The sequence below is a fragment of the Streptomyces sp. CC208A genome, assembly GCF_030010625.1.
GTDB lineage: Bacteria > Actinomycetota > Actinomycetes > Streptomycetales > Streptomycetaceae > Streptomyces.
Genome location: NZ_JASCXN010000039.1, coordinates 22255 through 49112 on the forward strand (window position 1 = coordinate 22255; position 26858 = coordinate 49112).

The 26858-nt window shown below is 73.0% G+C and carries 27 protein-coding genes; 15 read left to right on the plus strand and 12 right to left on the minus strand.

Annotated features, from left to right (window positions below):
* The first annotated feature begins 2 nt into the window (after nt 1-2).
* Entirely contained in the window at nt 3-1184 is a 1182-nt protein-coding gene (locus QK442_RS30970; RefSeq protein WP_282697412.1) for an Ig-like domain-containing protein, read from the plus strand.
* Nucleotides 1185-1194: 10 nt separating this feature from the next.
* Here QK442_RS30970 and QK442_RS30975 read toward each other — a convergent pair whose 3' ends face one another.
* Nucleotides 1195-1845, minus strand: a complete 651-nt coding sequence (locus tag QK442_RS30975; RefSeq protein ID WP_282697413.1) for a pirin family protein — start codon at nt 1843-1845, stop codon at nt 1195-1197.
* Nucleotides 1846-1938: 93 nt separating this feature from the next.
* Between QK442_RS30975 and fasR the strand changes: the two genes are divergently transcribed.
* The 5 genes from fasR to fabF all read left to right on the plus strand — a co-directional run bounded on the left by fasR (nt 1939) and on the right by fabF (nt 6893).
* Nucleotides 1939-3120, plus strand: a complete 1182-nt coding sequence (gene fasR / locus QK442_RS30980) for a fatty acid biosynthesis transcriptional regulator FasR (RefSeq protein WP_282697414.1) — start codon at nt 1939-1941, stop codon at nt 3118-3120.
* 89 nt (nt 3121-3209) lie between these two features.
* Complete coding sequence (locus QK442_RS30985) at nt 3210-4127, plus strand: ACP S-malonyltransferase (RefSeq protein ID WP_282697415.1); 918 nt, start codon at nt 3210-3212, stop codon at nt 4125-4127.
* Nucleotides 4128-4145: 18 nt separating this feature from the next.
* The gene (locus QK442_RS30990; protein WP_282697416.1) at nt 4146-5213 is read left to right on the plus strand and encodes a ketoacyl-ACP synthase III; all 1068 of its coding nucleotides are present in this window, start codon (nt 4146-4148) and stop codon (nt 5211-5213) included.
* A 59-nt stretch (nt 5214-5272) separates the two neighbouring features.
* The gene (locus tag QK442_RS30995) at nt 5273-5521 is read left to right on the plus strand and encodes an acyl carrier protein (protein WP_282697417.1); all 249 of its coding nucleotides are present in this window, start codon (nt 5273-5275) and stop codon (nt 5519-5521) included.
* 109 nt (nt 5522-5630) lie between these two features.
* Nucleotides 5631-6893 (plus strand): beta-ketoacyl-ACP synthase II, encoded by a 1263-nt coding sequence (gene fabF, locus QK442_RS31000; protein WP_282697418.1) that lies wholly within the window; start codon nt 5631-5633, stop codon nt 6891-6893.
* A gap of 352 nt (nt 6894-7245) precedes the next feature.
* On the opposite strand, the gene QK442_RS31005 is transcribed toward fabF, so the two are convergent.
* Together QK442_RS31005 and QK442_RS31010 are read right to left on the minus strand one after the other, a co-directional pair.
* Nucleotides 7246-7551, minus strand: a complete 306-nt coding sequence (locus QK442_RS31005; RefSeq protein WP_282697419.1) for a hypothetical protein — start codon at nt 7549-7551, stop codon at nt 7246-7248.
* Nucleotides 7552-7620: 69 nt separating this feature from the next.
* Nucleotides 7621-8115 carry a DUF3145 domain-containing protein gene (locus tag QK442_RS31010; protein WP_282697420.1) on the minus strand — a complete coding sequence of 165 codons (495 nt, stop codon included), beginning with the start codon at nt 8113-8115 and terminating at the stop codon, nt 7621-7623.
* Between the two features lie 319 nt (nt 8116-8434).
* Here QK442_RS31010 and QK442_RS31015 point away from each other — a divergent pair, with 319 nt between their 5' ends.
* Complete coding sequence (locus QK442_RS31015; RefSeq protein ID WP_282697452.1) at nt 8435-9256, plus strand: SGNH/GDSL hydrolase family protein; 822 nt, start codon at nt 8435-8437, stop codon at nt 9254-9256.
* A 44-nt stretch (nt 9257-9300) separates the two neighbouring features.
* Here the strand turns inward: QK442_RS31015 and QK442_RS31020 are convergent, their stop codons facing one another.
* The gene (locus QK442_RS31020; RefSeq protein ID WP_282697453.1) at nt 9301-11805 is read right to left on the minus strand and encodes a glycoside hydrolase family 3 C-terminal domain-containing protein; all 2505 of its coding nucleotides are present in this window, start codon (nt 11803-11805) and stop codon (nt 9301-9303) included.
* A gap of 156 nt (nt 11806-11961) precedes the next feature.
* On the opposite strand from QK442_RS31020, the gene QK442_RS31025 reads away from it, so the two are divergent.
* On the plus strand, nt 11962-12534 hold the full coding sequence (locus QK442_RS31025) for a TetR/AcrR family transcriptional regulator (protein ID WP_282697421.1): 573 nt from the start codon (nt 11962-11964) through the stop codon (nt 12532-12534).
* Nucleotides 12535-12745: 211 nt separating this feature from the next.
* Nucleotides 12746-13471, plus strand: a complete 726-nt coding sequence (locus QK442_RS31030) for a carbon-nitrogen hydrolase family protein (RefSeq protein ID WP_349239698.1) — start codon at nt 12746-12748, stop codon at nt 13469-13471.
* A gap of 63 nt (nt 13472-13534) precedes the next feature.
* Here the strand turns inward: QK442_RS31030 and QK442_RS31035 are convergent, their stop codons facing one another.
* Nucleotides 13535-13753 (minus strand): hypothetical protein, encoded by a 219-nt coding sequence (locus QK442_RS31035; protein ID WP_282697422.1) that lies wholly within the window; start codon nt 13751-13753, stop codon nt 13535-13537.
* On the opposite strand from QK442_RS31035, the gene QK442_RS31040 reads away from it, so the two are divergent.
* Nucleotides 13737-13883: a hypothetical protein gene (locus tag QK442_RS31040; RefSeq protein WP_282697423.1), complete on the plus strand. Its 147-nt coding sequence runs from the start codon at nt 13737-13739 to the stop codon at nt 13881-13883. The two genes, QK442_RS31035 and QK442_RS31040, sit on opposite strands and share 17 nt — an antisense overlap.
* A gap of 70 nt (nt 13884-13953) precedes the next feature.
* Here QK442_RS31040 and QK442_RS31045 read toward each other — a convergent pair whose 3' ends face one another.
* From QK442_RS31045 to QK442_RS31055, 3 genes are all read right to left on the minus strand, one after another.
* Nucleotides 13954-14745, minus strand: a complete 792-nt coding sequence (locus tag QK442_RS31045; protein ID WP_282697424.1) for an EI24 domain-containing protein — start codon at nt 14743-14745, stop codon at nt 13954-13956.
* An 85-nt stretch (nt 14746-14830) separates the two neighbouring features.
* A complete protein-coding gene (locus QK442_RS31050) occupies nt 14831-15253 on the minus strand; it encodes an organic hydroperoxide resistance protein (protein WP_282697425.1) in 423 nt (140 codons plus the stop codon).
* Nucleotides 15254-15317: 64 nt separating this feature from the next.
* Entirely contained in the window at nt 15318-16337 is a 1020-nt protein-coding gene (locus QK442_RS31055; protein ID WP_282697426.1) for an NADP-dependent oxidoreductase, read from the minus strand.
* 103 nt (nt 16338-16440) lie between these two features.
* Here QK442_RS31055 and QK442_RS31060 point away from each other — a divergent pair, with 103 nt between their 5' ends.
* Nucleotides 16441-16875 (plus strand): MarR family transcriptional regulator, encoded by a 435-nt coding sequence (locus tag QK442_RS31060; protein ID WP_282697427.1) that lies wholly within the window; start codon nt 16441-16443, stop codon nt 16873-16875.
* Between the two features lie 9 nt (nt 16876-16884).
* Here the strand turns inward: QK442_RS31060 and QK442_RS31065 are convergent, their stop codons facing one another.
* Nucleotides 16885-17562, minus strand: a complete 678-nt coding sequence (locus QK442_RS31065) for a hypothetical protein (protein WP_282697428.1) — start codon at nt 17560-17562, stop codon at nt 16885-16887.
* Between the two features lie 561 nt (nt 17563-18123).
* On the opposite strand from QK442_RS31065, the gene QK442_RS31070 reads away from it, so the two are divergent.
* Both QK442_RS31070 and QK442_RS31075 read left to right on the plus strand, forming a co-directional pair.
* Nucleotides 18124-19227, plus strand: coding sequence for a rod shape-determining protein (locus QK442_RS31070; protein WP_282697429.1), 1104 nt, complete (start codon nt 18124-18126; stop codon nt 19225-19227).
* A gap of 94 nt (nt 19228-19321) precedes the next feature.
* On the plus strand, nt 19322-20815 hold the full coding sequence (locus QK442_RS31075; protein ID WP_282697455.1) for a GAF domain-containing protein: 1494 nt from the start codon (nt 19322-19324) through the stop codon (nt 20813-20815).
* Nucleotides 20816-21022: 207 nt separating this feature from the next.
* Here QK442_RS31075 and QK442_RS31080 read toward each other — a convergent pair whose 3' ends face one another.
* The gene (locus tag QK442_RS31080) at nt 21023-22180 is read right to left on the minus strand and encodes a transposase (RefSeq protein ID WP_282697430.1); all 1158 of its coding nucleotides are present in this window, start codon (nt 22178-22180) and stop codon (nt 21023-21025) included.
* A 154-nt stretch (nt 22181-22334) separates the two neighbouring features.
* Here QK442_RS31080 and QK442_RS31085 point away from each other — a divergent pair, with 154 nt between their 5' ends.
* Together QK442_RS31085 and QK442_RS31090 are read left to right on the plus strand one after the other, a co-directional pair.
* Nucleotides 22335-23573, plus strand: a complete 1239-nt coding sequence (locus QK442_RS31085; RefSeq protein ID WP_282697431.1) for an MFS transporter — start codon at nt 22335-22337, stop codon at nt 23571-23573.
* A gap of 67 nt (nt 23574-23640) precedes the next feature.
* Nucleotides 23641-25095, plus strand: a complete 1455-nt coding sequence (locus QK442_RS31090; protein WP_282697432.1) for an acyl-CoA synthetase — start codon at nt 23641-23643, stop codon at nt 25093-25095.
* Between the two features lie 9 nt (nt 25096-25104).
* Here QK442_RS31090 and QK442_RS31095 read toward each other — a convergent pair whose 3' ends face one another.
* The gene (locus QK442_RS31095) at nt 25105-26361 is read right to left on the minus strand and encodes an MFS transporter (protein ID WP_282697433.1); all 1257 of its coding nucleotides are present in this window, start codon (nt 26359-26361) and stop codon (nt 25105-25107) included.
* Nucleotides 26358-26855, minus strand: coding sequence for a GNAT family N-acetyltransferase (locus tag QK442_RS31100; RefSeq protein ID WP_282697434.1), 498 nt, complete (start codon nt 26853-26855; stop codon nt 26358-26360). The genes QK442_RS31095 and QK442_RS31100 overlap by 4 nt, the downstream gene beginning before the upstream one ends.
* Nucleotides 26856-26858 lie beyond the last annotated feature (3 nt).

Consider the following 26858-nt stretch of genomic DNA (forward strand, 5'->3'; position numbering starts at 1 on the left):
CCGTGCCGCCGATACGCCTGCCCCGGCCCGCTCTCGCCGCCGTCGCCCTCGCCGTCTCCCTCACCGCCTGTACGGCCCAGGCCGCGAGCGGTCCCGCCTCCCCCGCCGCCCCGGGCCGGGACGCCGCGCCGGACGGGCCGCCCGCGAAGGTGACCGTCGTGGACCCGGAGGCCGGGCGGCCGGTGACGGTGACGGCGGCCGGCGGGACCCTCGTCTCCGTGACGGTCACGGACGCGGAGGGCGGGCGGCTGGCCGGCGAGGTCGCCGGGGGCGGCGCCCGGTGGACCTCCGGCCGCAAGGCGGTGCCGGGGACCTCGTACACGGTCGAGACCGTCTCCCGTACGGCCGGCGGGAAGGAGACGACGAGCCGCTCCACCTTCACCACGGCGAAGGCCGAGCGGGTCAACAAGCTGACGCTGGCGCCCGGCAAGAACACGACCGTCGGCATCGCGCAGCCGCTGTCGATCGTCTTCGACCGGCCGGTGAAGCGGAAGGCCGACGTGGAACGGCAGTTGAAGGTCACGACCTCCGACAACACCGAGGGGTCGTGGGGTTGGGTGACCGACTACTCCGGCCGTGACCGGGTGGACTGGCGGCCCCGGGAGTACTGGAAGCCGGGCACCGAGGTCACGCTGGAGGCGGACCTCAACGGCACGGACTCGGGCGACGGCTGGTTCGTACGGGACTACCGGACCGGCTTCACGGTCGGCGCGGCGCAGGTGGTGAAGGTGGACCTCGACGCGAAGCGGCTGACGCTGGTGAAGGACGGCCGGACGGTCCGCACGATCCCCGTCTCCGGCGGGACGCCGGGCGGCGACAAGCGGTCGTGGCGGGGGACGGCCGTCCTGATGGCGAAGGAGGGCACGATCCGGATGAACTCGGAGACGGTCGGCCTCGGGGACGCGTACGACAAGATGGTGGACTACTCGATGCGGCTGACGTGGTCGGGGATGTACGCGCACGCGGCGCCGTGGAACGCGGGGTACTTCGGGGTGGCGAACCGGAGTTCGGGGTGCATCGGGATGAGCACGGCGGATGCGGCGGCGTTCTACGGTTCCGTCAACGTCGGCGACCCGTTCGAGATCCGCGGCGGCGACACGAAGGGGGTCGTGGCGGAGGGGAACGGGTACGGGGCGTGGAACCTGTCGTGGGCGCAGTGGAAGGCGAAGAGCGCGGTGCGGTGAGGTGCGGGCGTCAGGCGCGGAACTCCCAGACCAGGAGCTCGGCCGCTTCCGTCGCCTTGAGGGTCAGGGCCTTCTCCGCCGCGATACGCACCGCGTCGCCCTCCCCCAGCGTCTCGGCGCCCAGCGTCACCGTGCCCCGGACCACGTGGACGTACAGGGAGTCCGCCTCCGGGAGGTTCACCTCGTCGCCCGGTCCGGGGCGGTGGACGTGGAGGGTCGCGCCCGCCGCCGGGAGGTCGTAGCGGTCCGGGACCGCGCGGATCAGGTCGTACGTCGGGGGGCCGGCCGGGTCCGACGGGGCCAGCCACATCTGGACGAAGGTCAGGGGGGCGGGGCCCGCGTTGCGCTCGACGTGGCGGACGCCGGTCGCCGCGCTGAGGTGCTGGAGGTCGCCGGGGCGGACGAGCGTCTCGTGGCCCGTCGTGTCGCGGTGGGTGAGTTCGCCCTCGACGACCCAGGTCACGATCTCCGTGTGGGAGTGGGGGTGCTCGCCGAAGCCGGCGCCGGGGGCCAGGCGCTCCTCGTTGACGGCGAGGAGGGGGCCGAAGCGGAGGTTGTCGGGGTCGTAGTACGGCCCGAAGGACAGGGCGTGCCGGGTCTCGATGCCGGCCTCGGGGTCGCCGCCCGGGTAGCGGTCGCCGGCGCGCTGGATGCGGATCACCCTGCGTACGGTAGCGGTACGGCGGCGCGGCCCGTGGGGGCGAAACCGCCCCGACGCGGCACCCCGGCGCCCGGATGAGGCAGTCTTGTCCCCGTGTCTGAACCCGTGAACGCCGCTCACCCGCACGCCGCGACCCTGAAGCGCCTCGAACAGTCCTCCGGGCGGCTCGCCGCGAACGCCATCGCCCGCATGGACGAGACGCTGCCGTGGTACCGGGCGATGCCGCCCGAGAACCGCTCGTGGATCGGGCTGGTCGCGCAGGCGGGCATCGCCGCGTTCACCGAGTGGTTCCGGCATCCGGAGACGCCGCAGGCGATCTCGACGGACGTCTTCGGGACCGCGCCGCGCGAGCTGACCCGGGCGATCACGCTGCGGCAGACCGTGGAGATGGTCCGGACGACGATCGAGGTCATGGAGGCGGCGATCGAGGAGGTCGCCGCGCCCGGCGACGAGTCGGTGCTGCGCGAGGCGCTCCTCGTGTACGCGCGGGAGATCGCCTTCGCGACGGCGCAGGTGTACGCGCAGGCGGCGGAGGCACGCGGCGCCTGGGACGCGCGCCTGGAGTCGCTGGTGGTGAACGCGGTGCTGTCCGGCGAGGCCGACGAGGGCGCCGTGTCGCGGGCCGCCGCGCTCGGCTGGAACTCGCCGGACCACGTGTGCGTCGTCCTCGGCACCGCGCCCGACGGGGACAGCGAGCTGACCGTGGAGGCGATCCGGCGGGCCGCCCGGCACGCCAAGCTCCAGGTGCTCACGGGGGTGCTCGGCGACCGGCTCGTGGTCATCGCGGGCGGCTCCGACAATCCGCTGGGCGTGGCGAAGGCGCTGATCGGGCCGTACGCGCCGGGTCCCGTGGTGGCCGGGCCCGTGGTGCCCGACCTGCTGGCGGCGACCCGGTCCGCGCAGGCCGCCGCAGCCGGTCTGAAGGCGTGCACGGCATGGCAGGACGCGCCCCGTCCGGTCCTCGCCGACGACCTGCTGCCGGAGCGCGCCATCGCCTCCGACCCCTCGGCCCGCGAACAGCTGGTGGAGGAGATCTACAGACCGCTGGAAGAAGCGGGCTCGGCGCTGCTCGAAACTCTGAGTGTCTATCTGGAGCAGGCCAGCAGTCTCGAAGGCGCGGCGAGGATGCTCTTCGTCCACCCGAACACCGTGCGCTACCGGCTTCGACGTGTGACCGACGTCACCGGCTGGTCACCCTCCGACGTCCGATCCGCGTTCACCCTGCGGATCGCCCTGATCCTCGGGCGCTTGGCCGACGCGGACGGCCAGTCCTAGACTTTTGTCGAACACCAACAACGAGACCGACGGTTCTTCGTCCCAGTCCCCACGGGCGCCGGACACCGTCCCCAAGAGAGAGTGTGAGGGTGCTCGTACTCGTCGCTCCCGGCCAAGGCGCCCAGACGCCCGGCTTCCTGACTCCCTGGCTCGAACTCCCCGGTGCCGCCGACCGCCTCGCGGCCTGGTCCGACGCCATCGGGCTCGACCTCGTCCACTACGGCACGAAGGCGGACGCGGACGAGATCCGCGACACCGCCGTGGCCCAGCCGCTGCTCGTCGCCGCCGGTCTGCTCTCCGCCGCCGCCCTCGGTGACGTGACGCCCGGCGCGGTCGCCGGGCACAGCGTCGGCGAGTTCACCGCCGCCGCCCTCGCGGGCGTCCTCGACGACACCGCCGCGCTCCGTCTCGTACGGACCCGGGGTCTGGCGATGGCCGACGCGGCCGCGATCGCCCCGACCGGCATGTCGGCGCTGCTCGGCGGCGACCCCGAGGTGACCGTCCCGCACCTGGAGAAGCTCGGCCTGACCCCGGCCAACGTGAACGGCGCGGGCCAGATCGTGGCCGCCGGCACGCTGGAGCAGCTGGCCGCCCTGGAGGCGGACAAGCCCGAGGGCGTCCGCCGGGTCGTCGCGCTCAAGGTCGCCGGCGCCTTCCACACGCACCACATGGCCCCCGCGGTCGCCACCCTGGAGGCGGCGGCGAAGGAGCTGTCCCCGGCCGACCCGACCGTGCCGTACGTCTCCAACAAGGACGGGCGGACCGTCGCCGGCGGCGCGGAGGTCCTCGCGCGTCTGGTCGGCCAGGTCGCCAACCCGGTCCGCTGGGACCTGTGCATGGAGACCTTCCAGGCCCTCGGCGCGACCGCGCTCGTCGAGGTCTGCCCCGGCGGCACCCTCACCGGCATCGCCAAGCGGGCGCTGCCGGGCGTGGCCACCGTGGCCCTCAAGACTCCCGACGACCTGGACGCGGCCCGTACGCTCGTCGCCGAGCACACGGCCGTCTGACGAGGAGTGTCGAGAAGCATGTCGAAGATCAAGCCCAGCAAGGGCGCGCCGTACGCGCGGATCATGGGTGTCGGCGGCTACCGCCCGACCCGGGTCGTGCCCAACGAGGTGATCCTCGAGAAGATCGACTCGTCCGACGAGTGGATCCGCTCGCGCTCCGGTATCGCCACCCGCCACTGGGCCTCCCCGGAGGAGACCGTCACCGCCATGTCGGTGGAGGCCTCCGGCAAGGCGATCGCCGCGGCCGGGATCTCCCCGGAGCAGATCGGCGCCGTCGTCGTCTCCACCGTCTCGCACTTCAAGCAGACCCCGGCCGTCGCCACCGAGATCGCCGACAAGATCGGTGCCGGCAAGCCGGCCGCGTTCGACATCTCCGCCGGCTGCGCGGGCTTCGGCTACGGCCTGACCCTCGCCAAGGGCATGATCGTCGAGGGCTCGGCGGAGTACGTCCTTGTGATCGGCGTGGAGCGGCTGAGCGACCTGACGGACCTGGAGGACCGCGCCACGGCCTTCCTCTTCGGCGACGGCGCCGGCGCGGTCGTGGTCGGTCCTTCGGACGTGCCGCACATCGGCCCCACGGTGTGGGGTTCCGAGGGCGACAAGTCCGAGACGATCAAGCAGACCGTCCCGTGGAACGAGTACCTCCCCCACTCTCGGCTTCGCTCGAGCGGGGGGACCCCCACCGGCGACGTCTCCAAGCTGCCGCTCAACGAGCGCGGCGAGATCAAGTTCCCCGCCATCACGCAGGAGGGTCAGGCGGTCTTCCGCTGGGCCGTCTTCGAGATGGCGAAGGTCGCCCAGCAGGCCCTGGACGCCGCCGGCATCACGGCGGACGACCTGGACGTCTTCATCCCGCACCAGGCCAACATGCGGATCATCGACTCGATGGTGAAGACCCTGAAGCTGCCGGAGCACGTCACGGTCGCCCGTGACGTGGAGACCACCGGCAACACCTCGGCCGCCTCGATCCCGCTCGCGATGGAGCGGCTCCTGGCGACCGGACAGGCGAAGAGCGGCGACACCGCGCTCGTCATCGGCTTCGGGGCGGGTCTCGTGTTCGCCGCGACGGTCGTTACTCTCCCCTAGGCGACCGGGACCTTCCGGAAGCCCCCTTTACCGAAGTAACCGCAAGAAGGAGCGCCACTATGGCTCACACCCAGGAAGAGCTCGTCGAGGGCCTCGCCGAGATCGTGAACGAGATCGCCGGCATCCCGGCCGAGGACGTCCAGCTGGACAAGTCCTTCACCGACGACCTGGACGTCGACTCCCTGTCCATGGTCGAGGTCGTCGTCGCCGCCGAGGAGCGCTTCGACGTCAAGATCCCCGACGAGGACGTCAAGAACCTCAAGACCGTGGGCGACGCCGTCGACTACATCCTCAAGCACCAGGCCTGATTCGGCCCTGGTGGACCAGGCCCCACCGGGCCCGGTCCCCGCTGATTCGGTCCGCCACCCGGCGGTGGCGCCGTCTTTCGACCATCACACACATGGAGAACGAATTCCTGTGAGCTCGACCAATCGCACCGTGGTCGTCACCGGTATCGGCGCAACCACACCGCTGGGTGGCGACTCCGCATCGACCTGGGAAGGTCTTCTTGCGGGACGCTCCGGCGTCAAGCCCCTGGAGGGCGAGCGCTTCGCCGAACTGCCCGTCCAGATCGCGGCGACCGCCGCGGTCGACCCCGGTGAGGTCCTGCCCCGTCCGCTCGCCCGCAAGCTGGACCGCTCGGCGCAGTTCGCGCTGATCGCGGCCCGTGAGGCGTGGGCCGACGCGGGGTACACCGCCCCGGCCGGTGAGGACGCGAGCATCGCCCCCGAGCGGCTCGGCTCGGTCATCGCCTCCGGCATCGGCGGTGTCACGACCCTGCTCGACCAGTACGACGTGCTGAAGGAGAAGGGCGTCCGCCGCGTCTCCCCGCACACCGTGCCCATGCTGATGCCGAACAGCCCCTCCGCGAACGTGGGTCTGGAGGTGAACGCCCGCGCCGGCGTCCACACCCCGGTCTCCGCCTGCGCGTCGGGTGCCGAGGCGATCGGCTACGCCATCGAGATGATCCGCAGCGGCCGTGCCGACGTGGTCGTCGCCGGTGGCACCGAGGCCGCGATCCACCCGCTGCCGATCGCCGCCTTCGCCAACATGATGGCGATGTCCAAGAACAACGACGAGCCGGAGAAGGCCTCGCGCCCCTACGACACCGCGCGCGACGGCTTCGTGCTCGGCGAGGGCGCCGGCGTCGTGATCCTCGAGTCGGAGGAGCACGCGAAGGCCCGCGGCGCGAAGATCTACTGCGAGGCGCTGGGCCAGGGCCTGTCGGCCGACAGCCACCACATCGCGCAGCCCGAGCCGACCGGCCGGGGCATCGCCTCCGCGCTCCAGCACCTGCTCGACACGACCGACCTGAAGCCGTCCGAGGTCGTGCACCTCAACGCGCACGCCACGTCGACGCCGCAGGGCGACGTCGCCGAGATCAAGGCGCTGCGGAAGGTCTTCGGCGACGACCTCGACCACGTGGCGGTCTCCGCAACCAAGTCGATGACCGGTCACCTCCTCGGCGGCGCCGGCGGCATCGAGACCGTCGCGACCGTCCTGGCCCTCCACCACCGCCTGGCCCCGCCGACCATCAACGTCGACGACCTCGACCCCGAGGTCGAGGCCGACATCGTCCGCGGCGAACCCCGCGAGCTGCCCCAGGGCACGATCGCCGCGGTGAACAACAGCTTCGGCTTCGGCGGCCACAACGTGGTCCTGGCGTTCCGCACGGTCTGACCCGCGGAACGCCCCGCACGGAGGCCGCCGGACGGAGTCCGGCACAGCGCCCCGAAGCCCGCGAAGCGGTGCGAGGGACGCACGAAGAAGGGGCCAACAGCTTCGGCTTCGGCGGCCACAACGTGGTCCTGGCGTTCCGCACGGTCTGACCCGCGGAACGCCCCGCACGGAGGCCGCCGGACGGAGTCCGGCACAGCGCCCCGAAGCCCGCGAAGCGGTGCGAGAGGCGCACGAAGAAGGGGCCAACAGCTTCGGCTTCGGCGGCCACGACGTGGTCCTGGCGTTCCGCACGGTCTGACCCGCGGTACGTGTACGGAGGCCCACCCCGGGTTCGGGGTGGGCCTCCGGTGTCTCAGCGGAGGGCTTCGTAGCCGGCTATGCCGAAGGGGCCTCCGGCCAGGAGGCCCAGCAGGACGAGGCAGAAGACGAGGGTGTCGGCCCACTCGCCGGGCTCGCTGTCCGGGAGCAGGCCGCCGAAGGCGCCGAAGAGGGCCGCCGCGAGGAGCAGCAGGCCGAAGGCCCAGGCCGCCAGGGTGCCGGTCGGGTCGCCGGCCACCAGCTGGTAGGCGAAGCCGGACAGCAGCACCAGGGCCGTGCCCAGGGTGGTCGCCGCCAGCAGGGCGGTGACCACACCGCCCACTCTGCGCAGATCCGTCACGCCCGTCTCCCGCCCCGCGCGCCCCCTGCGCGCCTCGGGGCGGAAGCTACCGGGCCCGGGTGAACGCGCTCAGACGACCTGGTGAAGCCAGCGGACCGGGGCGCCCTCGCCGGCGTACCGGAAGGGTTCCAGTTCGTCGTCCCAGGGCTTGCCGAGGAGCTTGGCGATCTCGGCCTCCAGGATCGTCTCGCCCCGCGCGGCCCGGGCGAGCGCGGCGCGGAGCCGGTCCTCGGGGACGAGGATGTCGCCGTGCATGCCGGTGACGGCGTGGAAGATGCCGAGCTCGGGGGTGGCGCTGTAGCGCTCGCCCTCGGCGGTGGGGCAGGGCTCGGCGGTGACCTCGAAGCGGAGCAGCTGCCAGCCGCGCAGGGCGGAGGCGAGCTGGGAGGCGGTGCCGGTCTCGCCCTGCCAGGAGAACTCGGCTCTCCAGGTGCCGGGCGCCGCGGGCTGGCGGATCCAGTCGAGCTGGACCCTCGCGCCGAGGACACCCGCCACCGCCCATTCGACGTGCGGGCAGAGCGCGCGCGGTGCGGAGTGTACGTACAGGACTCCACGTGTCGTCACCGGGACCTCCAGTGTGGGACGAGGTTCGCCTTCCCAGCGGCCTCGGTAAACAGCATCAGGCGAATAACTCCACAAACCTTCTGAAAAGGGACAGCATGTGACGTGATGTAATTTACCGGAGCCGGTCGGCGCGGGCGCGCCGCTGGTTCGACGGGGAAAAGCTACCGCGCCGCACCGTCATCGGGGTGACGTACGGTCGGTACGGGGGCGGGTGGACACGAAGCTTTCACTCGCCAGGAGGCCAGCAGCGCGAAGGAGGGGGCCGGTGCCGTACGGCCGACGCCGCATCCGTACCGCCGTCGCGGGGACCGTACTCGCGGTGGCCGCGCTCGCGGGCTGCACCGCCGCCCCCACTCCTCCTACGGCTCCGAGGGTGACGCCGAGCCCCACGCCGTCCTCCCGCTGGGACGTCTCGCCCTCCTCCGTCGCCGCCGTCGGCGACTCCATCACCCGGGCCTTCGACGCCTGCTCGCTGCTCGCGGACTGCCCGGAGGCGTCCTGGGCGACCGGTACGGACCCGGCGGTGAACAGCCTGGCGCTGCGTCTCCTCGGGCCCGGGCGGGTCGCCGCGAAGAGCTGGAACCTCGCCCGGAGCGGGGCGCGGGTGGCGGCGCTGCCGGAGCAGATGGCGCGGGCGGCGGCCGAGCGGCCGGACCTCGTCACGGTGATGATCGGCGCCAACGACGCCTGTCGGCCGACCCCGGCGGGGATGACGCCGGTGGCGGAGTTCCGGCGGTCGTTCGAGGCGGCCCTGGCCCGGCTGCGGAAGGACGCCCCCAAGGCGCAGGTGTACGTGGCGAGCGTGCCGGACCTGCGGCGGCTGTGGGACACCGGCCGGGCGAGTCCGCTGGTGCGGCGGGTCTGGGAGCTGGGCGTCTGCGGCTCGATGCTCGCGGACCCGGAGGACCTGGGGGCGGCGGCTGAGAAGCGGCGCACCGCCGTGCGCGACCGGGTGGTGGCGTACAACGAGGTGCTCGGCGAGGTCTGCGCCCGGGACGAGCTGTGCCGGTACGACGGCGGCGCGGTCTTCGGCTTCCGCTTCGACGAGACGCTGCTGAGCTCCTGGGACTGGTTCCACCCGAGCCGCGACGGGCAGGCGCGCCTCGCGGAGCTGGCGTACCGGAGGATCACGGAGAAGTAGCCCCGGGGCGGGCGTCAGGTCCGCCCCGGGGCCGATCGGGGGTGTCAGAGCTCCACGGTGGCCGTCAGGCGGCTGTCGGCCAGGGAGTGGGCCGCGTGGACCTCGTACCGGCCGGGGACGAGGGTCCAGGCGTTCTTCTCCTCGTCCCAGATCTCGAAGGCGCGGCGCGGGAGCGCGATCGTCGTCTCGACGGTCTCGCCGGGCGCGGCCTCGACGCCCGCGAAGGCGGCGAGCCAGCGGGCCGGGCGTTCGGCGGTCGTGCTCCGCGCGCCGATCGACACGGTGGCGACGGGGGCGAGGTAGAGCTGGACGGTCTCGCGGCCGGGGCGGTCGCCGGTGTTGGTGAGGCGGACGGTGACCGTGTCCGGGGTCGCGGTGACGGAGTCGTACGACCAGGTGGTGTAGCCGAGGCCGTGGCCGAAGGGGTACGCGGGGACGGCGCCGGCCTTGTCCCAGGCGCGGTAGCCGATGAAGAGGCCCTCGGTGTAGGCGAGTTCGCCGTCGGTGGGGGTGACCTCGGTGACGGGGACGTCGGCGAGGGCGACGGGCCAGGTGGTGGGGAGGCGGCCGCCGGGCTCCTCGGCGCCGGTGAGGACGTCGGCGAGGGCGGCGCCGCCCTCCTGGCCGGGGAACCAGCCGAGGAGGATCGCGGCGACGTCCTCGCGCCACGGCAGCTCCACCGGGGAGCCCGCGTTGACGACGACGACCGTGTTCGGGTTGGCGGCGGCGACGGCGCGGACCAGATCGTCCTGACGGCCGGGGAGGGCGAGGTCCCTCCGGTCGAAGCCCTCGGACTCGACGCGCTCGGTGGTGGCGACGACCACGACGGCGGTGTCGGCGGCGCGGGCGGCCTCGACGGCTTCGGCGATCAGTTCGTCGGGGTCACGGCGGGGACCGAGGTGGACGAAGGAGAACATGACGGCGGGGAGCGGGGCGGCGAACTCCTTGGCGAGGGTGTGCCGGAGGGAGACCTCGACGGTCTCGCCGGCGGTGAGTTCGACGGTGCCGCGTTCGACCGGGGAGCCGAAGAAGGCTTCGAAGGGGTCGGTCTCGGGGCCCATCTCCTGGACGCCGTCGAAGAGTTCGCGGCCGGCGACGGTGAGGGTGAAGGCGCCGAGGCCGCGGGTGCCGAAGGCGTGGGCGCCGGTCTCGCGGGGGGTGAAGACGCCGGTGACCTCGACGGAGGCGAGGGTGTCGTGGGTGACGCCGGCCGGGAGGTCGTCGCCGATCCACTGGACCTGCCCGTTGGGCAGGGTGCCTTCGCCGAGGACGTTGCCTTCGGCGTCGCGGCAGACCGCTCGGAGGGTGAAGCCCTGGTCGGCGGGGGCGAGTTCGTCGCTGGGGTCGGCGCCGGTGACGTAGGAGAGGGATGCCCCGCCGGGAAGTGCGGCCAGGGCGGCGGTGAGGCCGTCGAGCGGGGAGACGACGTGCTCGGGGAAGACCTGGGCGGAGCCGCCGCCGAGGACGCGGGCGTCGCGGGCGGCGGCACCGGAGAGGGCGACGGTGCCGGGCTTCAGGGGAAGGGCCCCGTTCTCGTTGCGTACGAGGACGAAGCCGCGGCGGGCGATCTCGCGGGCGAGGGCGTCGCCGTCGATCGGGGCGGGGTGCTCGGTGACGGCTGCGGGGGCGCCGTCCAGGGCGCCGACGCGGGCGGCGAGCCGGAGCACGTTGCGTACGGCGGTGTCGACGGCGGACTCCTCGACCTCGCCGGCCCGGACGGCGGCGGCGAGCGCCTCGCCGTAGACGGTCCGCGGGCCGGGCATGGCCACGTCGAGGCCGCCGGTGATGTCGCCGGTGGTGGAGCGGGCGGCCATCCAGTCGGAGACGTTGAAGCCGTCGAAGCCCCACTCGCCGCGCAGGACCTCGTTGACGAGGTACCGGTGCTCGGTCATCGTCACGCCGTTGACCTGGTTGTAGGCGGTCATGATGCCCCAGGGGTGGGCGTTGGCGACGATCGCCTCGAAGGGGGCGAGGTAGAGCTCGCGGAGCGGGCGCGGGGCGATCCTGTTGTCGACGGTGAAGCGGTCGGTCTCTGCGTCGTTGGCGACGAAGTGCTTGACGGTGGTGCCGACGCCGCCCTCCTGGACGCCCTGGACGTAGCCGGTGCCGATGGCGCCGGTGAGGTACGGGTCCTCGCTGTACGCCTCGAAGTGGCGGCCGCCGAGGGGGGTGCGGTGCAGGTTGACGGTGGGGGCGAGCAGGACGTGGACGCCCTTGCGGCGGGCCTCCTGGGCGAGGAGCCGGCCGGCGCGGCGGGCGAGGTCGGGGTCCCAGGCGGCGGCGAGCGCGGTCGGGGAGGGCAGGGCGACGGACGGGTCGTCGGCGGTCCAGCGGACGCCGCGGACGCCGATGGGGCCGTCGGACATGACGATCGAGGCGAGGCCGATCTCCGGCAGGGCGGGCAGGGACCACATGTCCTGGCCGGCGAGCAGCCGGGTCTTGGCGTCCAGGTCGAGCTGGGCGAGCGCGGCCTCGACGGCTGCCTCGCGCACGGCGTCCCCGTTCACGGCGTCCCCGTTCACGGCGTCCTCGCGCACGGTGTCCTCGATCACGTCCGTACCTCCGCGTTGAAGTGCTGGTGCGGCCCATCATGAACCCACCTACCTGTAGATCGGTAGGTGACGTTATCTTTCCGTTATTCGAGTTCGGTGCTCAGGCCATGGCGTACGGTCCTGTCGACAGGACCAGCGGAAAGGGGGCCGGCGATGGCACGGACCAGGAGCGAGGAGCGCCGCGCGGAGATCCTGCGCGCCGCCCTGGAGGTGATCGCGGAGCGCGGCTACCGGGGCGCCACGCTCGGCTCCGTCGCCGAGCGCGTCGGCCTGACCCAGCAGGGTCTGCTGCACTACTTCCCGACCAAGGAGGCGCTGCTCGTCGCCGTCCTGGAGGAGCGCGACCGCTGGGACACCAGCGGCGGCCGGGACCGCGAGGGCTGGCGGCTCGACCTGCTGGAGTCGCTGGTGGAGTACAACGCGATGCGGCCCGGCATCGTGCAGACCTTCTCCGCGCTGCTCGGCGAGTCCGTCACCGACGGGCATCCGGCGCGGGAGTTCTTCACCGAGCGGTACGCGCACGTGCGGGCCAGCATGGCGGACGTGCTCCGGCTGGAGTTCGGCGAGCGCCTGCCGGGCGGCCTCACCCCCGAGCGGGCGGCACCCCTGCTCACCGCCGTGATGGACGGCCTCCAGTACCAGTGGCTCCTGGACCCGTCCGCCGTCGACATGCCGGGCGCCTTCCGGGACTTCCTGCGGCTGCTGCGCGGGAACGCGGAGGCGTAGAGGAGGCGGGTGCGGGGCCGGCGGGATTCGAACCCGCGCGAGCGGGCCGCCGGGTCCGGCGGCCCGCTCCCTCTCCCCGGGCCTCGGGGACCTCCTCGGCCCGGCTCCGCGATCGACCGCTCCGCCACGGCCCCGCACCCTTCGAGGCTGCGCGCCGCCCCGATGGCCGGAGTTCCAGGCCGGGCCCCACGACGCCCGCCGGGCTGCGAGCATGGGACGCATGATGCTCGCCGCCGCCCAGTTCACCCCGGTCTCCGGGGACGTCGACGCCAATGTCCGTACGATCGCCGGGCTCGTCCGGGAGGCCGGGGCCGCCGGGGCCCGGCTCGTCGTCTTCGCGGAGCTGTCGCTCACCGGGTACGAGACCGCGCTGATCCGGGAGGACCCCGCCCTGATCCTGACCGAGGACGATCCGCGGCTCGCGCCGGTCCGCGCGGCCTGCCGGGCCGCCGGGACGGCCGCGGTCGTCAACGGGCCGGTGCGGGGCGGGGGTTCGCGCCCCGGTCTGACCACGCTGGTGATCGGGCCGGACGGTTCGACGCTCGCCCGCTACGACAAGCGGCACCTCTTCCACGGGGACGAGCAGGAGACCTTCGCGGCGGGCACGGCCGACGGGCGGTTCGCGCTCGACGGGCTCCGGTTCGCGCTCGCCACCTGCTACGACAACCGGTTCCCCGAACTCGCCGAGCGGGCCGCCGCCGACGGCTGCTCGGTGTACCTGGCCAGCTCGATGCTGGACGCCGGGAACGACTCCTTCGAGACCGTCTATCCGGTCCGGGCCCGGGACTTCGGCCTGTACGTGGCGCTCGGCAACTCGCTCGGGCCGAGCGAGGTCGGCGAGGGCGGCGGCATGGCCGGGATCTGGGGGCCGGACGGCGGGCGACTCGCCGACGCGGGGACGGAGAAGCCGGGGTTCGTCCTGGCCGAGGTGGGCTGACGTGCGGGAAGGGCCGGGTCGCCGTGGGACCGCGGCGGCCCGGCCCGGGGCGCTCGTCGCCCGTCAGGGGGCGCTCAGGCCCAGCGTGGAGGTGCCGGAGCCGCTGTAGGCGTGGACGAGGTAGCGGTAGTAGCCCGCGGTGCCGTAGGGGCGGATGTCCTCGTCGGCGGAGGCGGTGCCGGCGCTCGCCGAGTAGGAGTACGAGCCGTCCGGCCGGGCCGCGACCTGCCCGGAGGTCAGGCTGCCCCGGTAGGCGCGCTCGGCGTTGTCGCAGCCGGTCACCGGCCGGATCCGGCTCGCCCGAAACCGGGCGGCGGCCGAGGCGTACCCCGCGAACGTCGGCAACGGCGCCTTCCACCAGGAGTGGTGGGACGCCAGGCCGGAGCTCCATCCGGTCCTGGCGGCGGAGTGACCTGGTCGTACGAGAGGCCGGAGGCCGTGCAGCGGCAGGTGGTGCCCGCCGCCTTGTGGGGAGGCGTGGCTCAGTGGAGGTGCGCGTCCTTGTGCGGGGTGCTCTCGTCCGGCTCCCGCGCGGGCTGTTCGCCGCGCAGGTCGCGGACCATGAGGGTGGCGCCGGCGACGGCGCCGGGCATCAGGAAGACCGCCACGAAGGGGACGAGGAAGGCGAGGGTGAGCGGGACGCCGAAGCCGAGGGCGGCGCCGCGCCGGGTACGCAGCAGCGTCAGGCGCTCCTTGAGCTCCACGCCCCGGCGCTGGAGGGCGACGGCGGTCAGCTCCTCGGCGAGGAAGAAGCCGGAGACGCAGAAGCCGAGGGCGGGGACCAGGGTCTGGCCGACGACGGGGATGAAGCCGCAGGCGAAGAGCAGGATGCCGTAGAGGGCGACCCGGAGCAGGACCCGCAGGCTGTCGCGGGCGGAGATCCACAGCTCGCGCCAGAGCGGCAGACCGGACTCGGCGGCCTCGCCGCCCTGGTCGCGGTCGACGTCCTCGGAGAGCGTCTCGTAGAAGGGCTGGCCGACGAGGAGGGTGACGGCGGTGAAGGTGATGACGGCGAGGAAGAGGCCGAAGACGAAGAGGAGCGCCGTCAGGGCGTTGCGGAAGAGGCCGAGCCACGGCGAGGACCAGTCGTCGGCGAAGGGCGTCGCCCAGGCCACCAGGTCGTCCGCGCCGAAGCCGAGGCCGGTCAGGGCCCCGGCGTAGAGGACCAGGGTCACCAGGCCGGGCAGCAGCCCGAAGCCGAACCGGCGTCCGTGCCGTGCGACCCACTTCTGGCCCTGGACCAGATGACCGAAACCCACCCCGAAATCGCGCATGCGCGCAGCTTATCGGGGTGGGTCAGCGGTTCCGTGCGTCAGGAAGCGCCAGGAAGCGCCAGGAAACGGCCGGAAGCGGCAGGGATCAGACGGCCAGCTCGACCGTGATGTTGCCGCGGGTCGCCTTGGAGTACGGGCAGACCTGGTGGGCCTTCTCGATCAGGCTCTTGGCGGTCTCGACGTCCACGTTCGGGATGGAGGCCGAGATCTTCACGATGAGGCCGAAGCCGTCGTCGTTCTTGCCGATGCCGACCTCGGCGGTGATCGTCGAGCCGGAGATGTCCGCCTTCTCGTTCCGCGCGACGACGCCGAGGGCGCCCTGGAAGCAGGCGCTGTAGCCGGCCGCGAAGAGCTGCTCGGGGTTGGTGCCTTCGCCGGAGCCGCCCATGGCCTTGGGCGGGTTGACGACGACGTCGAGCTTGCCGTCGTCCGTGGCGACGCGGCCGTCACGGCCGTTCTCCGCGGTGGCGACGGCGGTGTAGAGGACGTCGGAGTGCTGGATGGACATGCTGGTTTCCGCTTTCTTCTCCCCGTCTCGACTCGCGCCCACGATCGCGACGGCTGAGGGAAGACTACCGGGCCGCCGAGACGATCATCTTTCCGGTGTTGTCGCCGCGGAGCAGACCGAGGAAGGCGTCCACCCCGTTCTCGATCCCCTCGACGAAGGTCTCGCGGTACTTCAGCTCGCCGGATCGCAGCAGGCCGCCGACCTCCTCGACGAACTTCTGCTGGAGGCCGTAGTGGTCGCCGACCAGGACGCCCTGGAGGCGGAGCCGCTTGCCGATGATCAGCGCCATGTTCCGCGGGCCGGGGACCGGCTCCGTCTCGTTGTACTGCGCGATCATGCCGCAGATGGCGGCGCGGCCGTGCACGTTGAGCGAGGAGATCGCGGCCTCCAGGTGCTCGCCGCCCACGTTGTCGAAGTAGACGTCGATGCCGTCCGGGGCGGCCTCGCGGAGCTGGTCCCGGACAGAGCCCGACTTGTAGTTGAAGGCGGCGTCGAAGCCGAGCTCCTCGACGAGCCACTTCACCTTCTCGTCGGAGCCGGCCGAGCCGATGACCCGGGAGGCGCCCTTGAGCTTGGCGAGCTGGCCGACCTGGCTGCCGACCGCGCCGGCCGCGCCGGAGACGAAGACGGCGTCGCCCTCCTTGAAGGAGGCGGTCTCGAAGAGGCCCGCGTAGGCGGTCAGGCCGGTCATGCCGAGCACGCCCAGGTAGGCGGAGAGCGGGGCCAGCTCCGGGTCGACCTTGGTGGCGTGCTGGACCGGGACACTGGCGTACTCACGCCAGCCGAGGCCGTGCAGGACGTGGTCGCCCTCGGCGAACCCCTCCGCGTTCGACGCCACGACGACGCCGACCGCGCCGCCGTCCATCGGGTGGTCCAGCTTGAACGGCGGGACGTAGGACTTCACGTCGTTCATCCGGCCGCGCATGTACGGATCGACCGAGAAGTGGAGGTTCTTCACCAGGATCCGGCCCTCGGCGGGCGCCTCGACCGGGGTCTCGCGCAGGGCGAAGTCGGTGGGGGCGGGCCAGCCGTGCGGGCGGGCGACGAGGTGCCATTCACGGCTGGTGGCGGGCAGAGCGGTCATGGGGGAACCTCCGGCGAAACTTCATGCGGTGAAACTTCAGGTCGTGAAACAACCATGCGCCTGAATATTTCATGTTGTCAAGCATCGGAGTACGATGGTGCCCATGCCCACCTCACACAGCGACCCCGTGACCCTCGAAGTCGTCGAGCTGATCGGCACGGTCGTGGCGCGCTACCACCAGGAGTACGAGGAGGCCGCGGCCGCCCACTCCCTCACCGGCGCGCAGGCCCGCGTCCTCGGGCTGCTCACCCTGGAGCCCACCCCGATGCGGAAGATCGCCGAGAAGCTCAAGTGCGAGCCGTCCAACGTCACGGGGATCATCGACCGCCTGGAGTCCCGGGGCCTGGTCGAGCGGCGCCCCGACCCCGCCGACCGCCGGGTCAAGCTGGCCGCCCCCACCGACGAGGGCCGGGACACCGCCCGCCGCCTGCGCGACTCCCTCCGCTTCGCCCGCGAGCCCCTCGGCGAGCTGACCGGCGTGGAGCGCACCCTGCTCCGGGACCTGCTGCGCCGGATGCTCGGCGAGGACGTGGGCTGAGGCCAGCCCTCACACGCACCACCACAGGAACCGGGTGCAGGTCTCCGAGGGCTCCGGCTCTGGCTCCGGGGTCGGCGTCGCCGTCGCCGTCGCCGGGCCGGTGCTCGCGGAGGCGGACGGGGCCGTGCCGTCAGGGGCCGGGGCGGTGGGCGAGCCCGAGGCGCTCGGCGTACCGCTGGGGGTCCCGGAGGGCGGGGCCTCGGTGACCTCCGGCGCGGACGGGGCCGGGGAGGTGGGGGCGGGGGTGGAGGAAGCCGAGAGGGACCCGCCGGACGAGCCGCCCGAGCCCGTGCCCGTACCAGAGCCCGTGCCCGTACCGGTGCCTGCCCCCGTACCCGTACCGGAGCCCCCGCCGGACGCGGAGGCGGAGCCCGTACCGGAAGTACCGGAACCGTCCGCGGAGCCCGTACCGACCTGGCGGGGACGGCCGGTCGGTACGGCCGGGGTCTCGGAGCCCCCGCCCGGCCGGTCGCCGACCTCGTCGCCCTCCGCGTCGCCCGACGCCCGGGTCGGCAGCGCGGGCGGCGGCGGGGTCTCGGTGACCTCCAGCTCCTCCACCGCCTGCGCGGGGCCCTTCTCCTCCGGCTCCTCAAGGGCCGCCTTCGCCAGGCCCAGCGACCCGGCCGCGAGGACCAGACCGAGGGCGCTCACCACCGCCGTCCGGCCGCGAGACTGCTTCCGGCGCACGCGGAACCCCCGTCGACTACGGCTGCGATCCCTCGACGCCCTCACGAGACAGGGCGCGGGGTGTACCGCAGCCGTAGCCGACGGGGGTTCCGCATCCAGCACAGGCGAGATGCCTGTTGGGACACCGTCAGCACGCGTGGCAGTAGTCCGTGACTCCGCTCCCCAACCTCTAAAAGAGGAGGGTGCTTCCAACCCGAAGGTTGCGGTCCAGCCCGAACCGACCCATTACAGAGCGTAACGAAACTACCACAGGCCAGGAAAGAGATTCCCCCACCGGCTGAAACCAGTAGCCCCCTCGCCAGGAAAATAATGGGCTCGCGCGCCAAGACGCGCGGCTCACCTCCAGGGAGGCGAGGACGTGAGGATCTTGTGAGGAAACCCCGGGCGAACACCGTGGCGCCGCGATTCTCCCGGTTCGCCGACGCACCGGAACGGCCCCGGAGACGGCCCCGGGCGGCGCAGCCCAGCGCGCGCGGCGGGCCCGGTGGTCGCACGATGCCAACAGGAAACCCGCACCGCGACACCTCGCCCGTGTCAGCACCGCACCCCGGAGGATCCGCCGTGACCGTCAGCCTTGAGCAGCTACGCCGTTGCCATGTCGCCGTCGACCTGGGTGCCGCCCGCACCCGGGTCTACGTCAAGGGGGCCGGGCTCGTCGTCGACGAGCCGAGCGTCGCCGCCGTCAACACCCACACCGGAGCGCTGATCGCGGTCGGCGCGCTCGCCGAGAAGATGACCGGCCGGACCCCCGACTACATCCGGGTCGTCCGGCCCGTCTCCGGCGGCACGGTCGTCGACATCGAGATGGCCCAGCGGATGCTGCGCCACCTCCTCGGCGAGAAGCTGCGCCGTCAGCTGCGCCGCAAGCCCCGGCTGCGCGCCGCCGCCTGCACCCCGCACGACAGCGATCCGCTCGCCCAGCGCGCCGCCGTGGAGACCCTGGTGGGGCTCGGGGCGCGCCGGGTGGAGCTGGTCGACACGCTGATCGCGGCGGCCGTGGGTTCCGGTCTGCCGGTGGAGCAGCCCACCGCGACCATGATCATGGTGTGCGGGGCGGCGACGACGCAGGTCGCGGTGCTCTCGCTCGGCGCGATCGTGACGGCCGAGCGGATCCCGGTCGGCGGCGACGCCATCGACCACGCGATCATCCAGCACCTGCGCCACCACCACGAGCTGATGCTGCCGAGCCAGTCGGTGCGTCCGCTCCAGCTCGCCCTGAGCGGCAACGGCCTGACCCCGCACGGGCCGGCCTCCACCGAGATCCACGGCCGGGACGTGGCCACCGGACTCGCCCGCTCGGTGACCGTCGACACGGCCGCGGTCCGCGAGGCGATCCACACCCCGCTGACGGCGGTGCTCGACGGCCTCGGGAAGGTGCTGCGGGACTGCCCGCCCGACCTCGTGGCCGACCTCGCCGACCGGGGGATCATGATGGTCGGCGGCAGCGCGCTGCTCCCGGGCCTCGACCAGATGCTGCGGGACGCCACCGGCATGCCGGTGCACATCGCCGAACGGCCCGACGTCTGCGCCGTCCTGGGCCTCGGCGCGATGCTGGAGGGCAAGGTCCAGCCGATGATCCTCGACCCGCTGGGCGGCCACCGAGGCCTCGCGGACGCGGACCACGACGGTCTCGACCGCGCGTTCGCCGACGACCTGGCCGAGTGACGGTCCGGCCGGTGACGACGCGACGGGGTGACCGGTCCTGACACCGCCCGACGCATGCGCCCCGTACGCCGACGAGGACGAGGAGCAGGCCCGTCTGGCCCTGCTCCTCGAAGCCGTCCTCGGCGTCGGCACGGAGCTCGAACTCCACGCCACGCTCCAGCACATCGTGGACTCGGCGACCGAGCTGATCGGGGCCCGCTACGGGGCGCTGGGGGTCGTGGACCCGGAGCGCCCCCGGCTGACGGGGCTCTTCACCGCCGGGATGACCGACGAGGAGCGGGCCCGTGTCGGCCGGCTCCCCGACGGCCGTACGGGGCTGCTCGGCGCCCTCGTCGAGGACCCCCGGCCGCTCCGCCTGGACGACCTGACCGCCGACCCGCGCTCCTCCGGGGTCCCCGAGGGGCACCCGGAGATGCGCTCCTTCCTCGGCACCCCGATCCACGTCCACACGCGGGTCTTCGGCAACCTCTACCTCACCGAGAAGCCCGGCGGCTTCACGGAGGAGGACCTCGCCCTGCTGCGGGTGCTCGCCGCCCAGGCCGGCATCGCCATCGGCAACGCCCGGCTCTACGAGACCGCCCGGCAGCGCGAGCGGTGGATCGAGGGCGCGGCGGCCGTCACCACGGCCCTGCTCACCGGCGGGTCCGCCGAGGACGCCGAGGACGCCCTGATGACCGTCGCCGAGCAGGCCAGGAGCCTCGCGGGGGCGGCCGCCGGGGTGATCCTCCAGCCCACCCCGGAGGGCGGGATGGAGATCGTCACGGCCTCCACCACCGACGACCCCGGCGAGCTGGTCGGCACCACCATCCGGCCCGGCTCCCCCGTCCTCGTCCAACTCCTCGGCGGGGAGCCGGTCTTCGTCGAGGACTCGGCCACCGACCCCCGGATGACCACCCCGGTCCGTTCCCGCTTCGGCCCTTCGATGATGCTGCCGCTGCGCAGCGGCGGGAGACTGATCGGTACCCTCGCGCTCCCCCGGCTGCGGGGCGCCGCCCCGTACTCGGCGGTGGACCGGCTGCTCGCCTCTCAGTTCGCCTCGCAGGCGGCGCTCGCGCTGGTCCTCGCGGACGCGCGGCAGGACCGGGAGCGGCTCGCGGTCTTCGAGGACCGCGACCGGATCGCCCGCGACCTGCACGACCTCGTCGTCCAGCGGCTCTTCGCCACCGAGATGATGCTGGAGTCGACCCGCCGCCGTGCCGGGGCCTCCGCCGAGGAGGCCGAGCTGCTCGGCAGGGCGGTGGACGAGCTGGACTCGACGATCCAGGAGGTGCGGACGGCGATCTTCGCCCTCCAGCAGCCCCCCGCGGAGGCCCCGACGACCTTCCGGGGCCGGGTGCTGCGCGAGACCGGCGGGGCGGAGGCGCTGCTCGGCTTCCGGCCGTCGGTGCGCTTCACCGGCGCGGTGGACGCCCTGGTCGACGAGCCGTCGGCGCGGAAGCTGCTCGCCGCGCTGCGCGGGGCGCTCGCCGCGGCCCACCGGCGGCCCGGGACCGGGCGGATCACGGTGGACGTCGGCGTCGGCGACGAGGGCGCCTGGCTGCGCGTCGAGGACGACGGCACCCCGCCGACGACGGTGACCTGGCCCTGACCCGTACGGGCTCTTCTTCTTGTACGGGCTCCGCGCCGGTCGCCGCACCGCGCCCCGTCTCCCTCGTACGGACCAGTCCCGCGCGCCGGGGCCGTGGGGGCGGATCTTGACTGGAGGCGTCAACTACCCGGCCCTAAAGGGCCAGGCTTGCAGGCAGAGCGAGACGAGAAGCTGATGTCGCACTGTGGTTCCCTGCGTCCTAAACGGCTAGGCCGTTCTGGGGCGGTTGACTGCGCCCCGCTGCCACACAGCATCGGCCCGGTGGGCGATGTTGCGGGAGCCGTTGTGGTCCGCGTGCAGCACTGTCCCGCAGGACTTGCATACGAACCGTGCTTGGTCGATCCGGTTGGATCGGTGGGTGTGCCAGCACTCGGAGCACTGGCGGGAGGTGTTGCGCGGGTCCACGTGGACGACCGCGACACCTGCCCGCTTGGCCTTGTACTCCACGAAGGAGCCGAGCTGGGCGAACGCCCACGAGGAAAGTCGTGCCCGCTGGTCTTTCTTGGCCGTAACCCTCTGCCGGATACCGGTCAGGTCTTCCAGACCGATACCCCGGGAGGTGCGTTCAGCGATGGCGACGAGCTTCTTGGCGATGATGTGGTTGCGCTGGGTGGCGTACCGGGCTTCCTTGCGGCGCTGCCGCTTGAGGACGCGGGCCGCGCTCTTGGTGCGCTTCTTCTGGAGCTTGGACCGCAGGTCACGCTTGCGCTTGCGGTACCGGTTGACCTGACGCCCGGACATGATCTGCCCGTCCGAGGTGGTGGCGATGTTGACGATCCCGAGATCCACACCGAGGAAACCGGTCGGCTCCGCGACGGAAGGTTCGGGCAGGTCGATGGTGGCGACGAGGAAGAACATGCCGTCCCGCATCACCAGATCCGACTCTCCCTTGCGGGAGGCCAGGAGCTTCATCGCCTCGGGCGAGCAGACGAACGGGACGCCCTTCAGCCGCCCGGCCAGCGTCCAGATGCTGACGGTTCGCTGATCCAGATTCCAGGTCAGAATCCGGTCGTCGTACGGCTGCGCCGCAGTCTCCCGGAAACCGATCGGCCTGGACTCGGCCTTGGCCCGGCGCTTCGACCCCTCCGGCCCGTAGTTCCCGGCCTTGAGATTCGCCTTGAACGTGGCGTACGCGTCGCACACCTTCTTCACGGTGCGGACAGCGGCCTGCGCCCCGAGATCAAAGTCAGCCTTGATCCGGTGGTAGACCTCATCCTGCAACACGTTCCGGCGGGCCTTGCCCGTACGGAACGCCACCTCCGAGGCCGCGTTCGCCGCCCGGTTGCAGGCACGCAGAGTCGCCGCCAGTGCGTCCGCGTCATGAGCGGACGCAGGCAACAGCTTCACCTGCGTGACGATCTTCACGCAGAACAACCTACTAGTTCCCGATCATGGAGGGCGAGTTGAGGTACAGGCACGGTCTTTCGCCCAGGGGGCGAAACCCCGCTCATTGCCCCGCTCACGCGGGAGCTTCGATTCCTCCCCGCTCTAAAGGACGGGGCATCCTCGAAGGAGACAGGTGAACTCCGACGCCAAGCCCCCGACGACCGCGACGGCCTACCGGAACCTGGTGACGGCCACCGTCGGCTTCACGCTCACCTTCTGGGCGTGGAACCTGATCGCGCCCCTCGGCAGCTGGTACGGCGAGCGCCTGGAGCTCAGCTCGTTCCAGCAGTCCTTCCTCGTCGCCGTGCCCGTCCTGGTCGGCTCGGTGGGCCGCGTCCCGGCCGGTGCGCTGACCGACAGGTACGGCGCGAAGCTGATGTTCCCGCTGGTCTCCGCGCTGACGATCATTCCCGTGCTGCTGCTGACCGTGGTGAAGGACTCCTTCGGTCTGATGATCGTAATCGGCTTCCTCCTCGGCCTCGGCGGCACGACCTTCGCGATCGGCATCCCACTGGTCAACTCCTGGTTCCCGCCGGAGAAGCGGGGCCTGGCGCTCGGCGTGTTCGGCATGGGCATGGGCGGTGTGGCGCTCTCCGGCTACTTCACGCCCCGGATCGCCCGGCACGGCGAGAACCTGCCGTTCGTCGTCGTGGCCATCGCCCTCGCCGTGTACGCGGTGCTCGCCGCCGCGCTCATCACCGACCGCCCCGACCGCCCGGTGCCGACCGCCCCGCTGGCAGCCCGACTGGGCTCGGCGGCCCGGCTGCGGGTGACGTGGGAGCTGTCGGCGCTGTACGCGATCGGCTTCGGCGGCATCGTGGCCTTCGGCGTCTACCTGCCGACGTACCTGAAGACCTGGTACGAGCTCGACCCGACCGACGCGGGCACCAAGGCCGCCGGATTCGCGGCGGTCACCGTCGTCTTCCGGCCGATCGGCGGCTGGCTGTCGGACCGGATCCACCCGGCGATCGTGACGGCGTGGGCGCTCGGCGTCGTCGCGCTCCTCGCCGTCGTGCAGGCCTTCGACCCGGTGCTCGACCCGGGCGGCACGATCGCCCTGCTGGTCATGGCGGCCGGTCTCGGCACCGCCAGCGGCTCGGTCTTCGCACTGGTCTCGCAGGTCACCCCGCAGGCCCAGGTGGGCTCCGTGACCGGCATCGTCGGCGCCATGGGCGGCCTCGGCGGCTTCGTCCCGCCGCTGGTCATGGGCGCGGTCTACAGCGCCGAGGACTCGTACTCGATCGGCTTCATGCTCCTCTCCGACCTGGCGCTCGCGGGCTGTGTGTACGCGTACGGGCGGATGCGCGGGCTCCGGCCGGGCGGCGGCGAACCGGCCGCCGGGGCGACGAAGGTCACGGCCGGGAAGCCCTGACGGCCCGGCAGAATGCCCCTCGGCGGCCGCGATCCCGACGCGACCCGAGACCCGAGGAGTACGACCGGTGCGTGCGCTCTTCCCGGCCCTGGAGGCCCCGACCGGCCGCCCCGCGCTGCGCTGCGGCCCTGACGCGCTCTCGTACGAGGAACTGGCCCGGGCCGCCGGAGCGCTCGCCGCCCGGCTGGCGGAGACCCGGCGGGTCGCCGTGTGGGCCGTGCCCACCGCCCGGACGGCGGTCGCCACCGTGGCGGCGCTGCTCGCGGGCGTGCCCGCCGTACCGCTCAACCCGCGCAGCGGCGAGCGGGAGCTGGCGCACGTCCTCGGGGACAGCAAGCCGGACGCGGTGCTCGCCGGTCCGGCGGACGAGCTGCCGGAGGCGCTCGGCGGCCTCCCCCGGATCGACGTGGACCTGTCCGGGCCGGGCGCGCCCCGGCCGCCGGCCGAGGTGGACCCCGAGTCCACCGCCCTGATCGTCTACACCTCCGGCACCACCGGCCCGCCGAAGGGCGTGCTGCTCTCCCGCCGGGCGGTCGCCGCCTCGCTCGACGCGCTCGCCGAGGCGTGGGCGTGGACGGCGGACGACGTCCTGGTGCACGGGCTGCCGCTCTTCCACGTGCACGGTCTGGTCCTGGGGATCCTGGGCCCGCTGCGGCGCGGCGGCGAGGTCCGGCACCTGGGGGCGTTCTCGGTGGAGGGCGTCGCGCGGGAGCTGGGGGGCGGCGGCACGATGCTGTTCGGCGTGCCGACGATGTACCACCGGCTCGCCGACGCCCTCCCCCACGACCCGGAGCTGGTCCGCGCCCTGTCCGGGGCGCGTCTCCTCGTGTCGGGTTCGGCGGCGCTGCCGGTGCACGACCACGAGCGGATCGCGGCGGCGACGGGCCGGACGGTGGTGGAGCGGTACGGGATGAGCGAGACGCTGATGAACACCAGCGTGCGGCCGGGCGGGCCGCCGCGCCCCGGGACGGTGGGCACCCCGCTGCCGGGGGTGGAGGTGCGGCTCGTGGAGGAGGACGGCTCGGTGCTCGCCGGGTCCGACGGGGAGACGGTCGGCGAGGTGCAGGTGCGCGGCCCGAACCTCTTCTCCGGGTATCTGAACCGGCCGGGGGCGACGGCGGATGCCTTCGACGGGAGCGTGGCCGGGGGCTGGTTCCGTACCGGGGACATGGCGGTCCGGGAGGGTGACGGAACGATCCGGCTGGTGGGCCGCAAGGCCACCGACCTGATCAAGAGCGGCGGTTACAAGATCGGGGCGGGCGAGATCGAGAACGCGCTGCTCGACCACCCGGGCGTACGGGAGGCCGCCGTCACCGGGGAGCCGGACCCGGACCTGGGCGAGCGGATCGTGGCCTGGGTGGTGCCGGCCGACCCGGGGAAGCCGCCGGCGGCGGAGGAGCTGGCCGGCCATGTGGCCCGGCTGCTCGCCCCGCACAAGCGGCCCCGGACGGTCCGGCTGCTCGACGCGCTCCCCCGCAACGACCTGGGCAAGGTGCTGAAGAAGCGGCTGCCGCAGGGGTGACGCAGGAGCTCAGGGCTGCGGGTCGTGGGCGTCGTACCGCCGGAAACCGCGTGCGCCCAGGGCGAAGACGCCGATGGCGAGGACGCAGGCGAGTCCGCCGCCTGTGATGGCGACCGTCGGTGAGGTGAGGTCGGCGACCGAGCCGGCGACGAAGTCGCCGAGCCGGGGCCCGCCCGCGACGACCACGATGAAGACGCCCTGGAGCCGCCCGCGCATCTCGTCCGGGGCGGCGACCTGCATCATCGTGTTCCGGAAGATCATCGACGAGGTGTCGGCGTATCCGGCGGCGGCCAGGCACAGCAGTCCGATCCAGAGGTTCCGGCTGAGGCCGAAGGCGGCGATGGCGAGGCCCCAGGCGGCGACCGCGATCAGGATGGCCTGTCCGTGGTGGCGGATCCGGCTCTGCCACCCGGAGACCACCCCGCCCATCAGCGCGCCGAACGCGGGCGCGGCGACGAGGAGTCCGGTGGTCTTCGCGTCGCCGCCGAACCAGAGGACGGCGACGGCCGGGAAGAGCGCCTTCGGCTGGGCGAGGATCATCGCGAAGAGGTCGGAGACGAAGGTCGCGCGCAGGTTGGGGCGGGTGCCGAGGAAGCGCAGTCCGTCCAGGACCGAAGCCCTCTTCGCCCCGGTGCGCTCGGGTGGCATGGAGGGCAGCCGCCACATCGCGTACAGGCTCGCGAAGAAGGCGAGGGCATCGATGGTGTAGGCGGTCTGGTAGCCGGCGAAGCCCACGACGACCCCGCCGAGGCTGGGTCCGATGAGGGTGCCGAAGGTCATGACCATGGAGTTGAGCGCGTTGGCGGCGCGCAGCTGCTCGGGCGGGAGCAGGCGGGGGATCATCGCGCTGCGGGCGGGCGAGTTGAGGGCGCCGCAGACTGCCTGGAGGGCGACGATCCCGTAGAGGAACCAGACGCGGTGGAAGCCGGCGAAGGCCGCGGCAGCGAGCGCGGCGGAGAGGGCGGCGGCGCCGGTGGCGCCGACGAGTCCGAGGGTGCGGCGGTCGACGGTGTCGGCGATCGCCCCGCCGTACAGGCCGAAGACGACGAGCGGGACGAGGGAGAAGAGGCCGACGAGTCCGACGGAGAAGGCCGAGCCGGTGATCTCGTACACCTGGAGGGAGATCGCCAGGGTGGTCATGCCCTGGCCGATCCAGGAGACGGTGTTCCCGAACCAGAGGCGGCGGTAGTCGGCGGAGGTCCGCAGCGGGGTGAGGTCGGCGAAGATCCGCCGCTTCTCCTCCTGCGGCGACCCGACGGCGGTCACGAGTGGTCCGCGAAGGTGCCGGAGGGGTCGGAGGCGTCCGCGGGGCCGGTGAGGTCGTAGGTGAGCTCGGGGCGGTCCCAGTGGATGCGTCCGGAGGCGGCGACGGTGCCGGTGCGGCGGGCGCCGGTGCGCAGGTAGAACCCCTCGGCGGGCGGGTGGGCGACGACCCGGACGGCGGTGAGCCCCGCAAGGCGGGCCACACAGTTCATGTGGGCCATCAGCAGCCGGCCGATGTTGAGCCCCTGGGCGCTGTCGGCGACGAAGGCGAGGTCGAGCTCGGCCTCGTCGAGCAGGAGCGCGTAGAAGCCGAGGACCCGGTCGTCCGCGTCGTCGACGGCGGCGTACACCGGGTGGTGCTCGATGTAGGCCCCGCCGACCTGGTAGCCGTCGACCATGACGGCGTACGGCCCCCGGTAGGCGGCGGAGCCCCGGACGAGCCGGGTCAGTCGCTTGGAGTCGGCCGCGGTGGCGCGGCGGATGCTGATCTCGGGCATGGG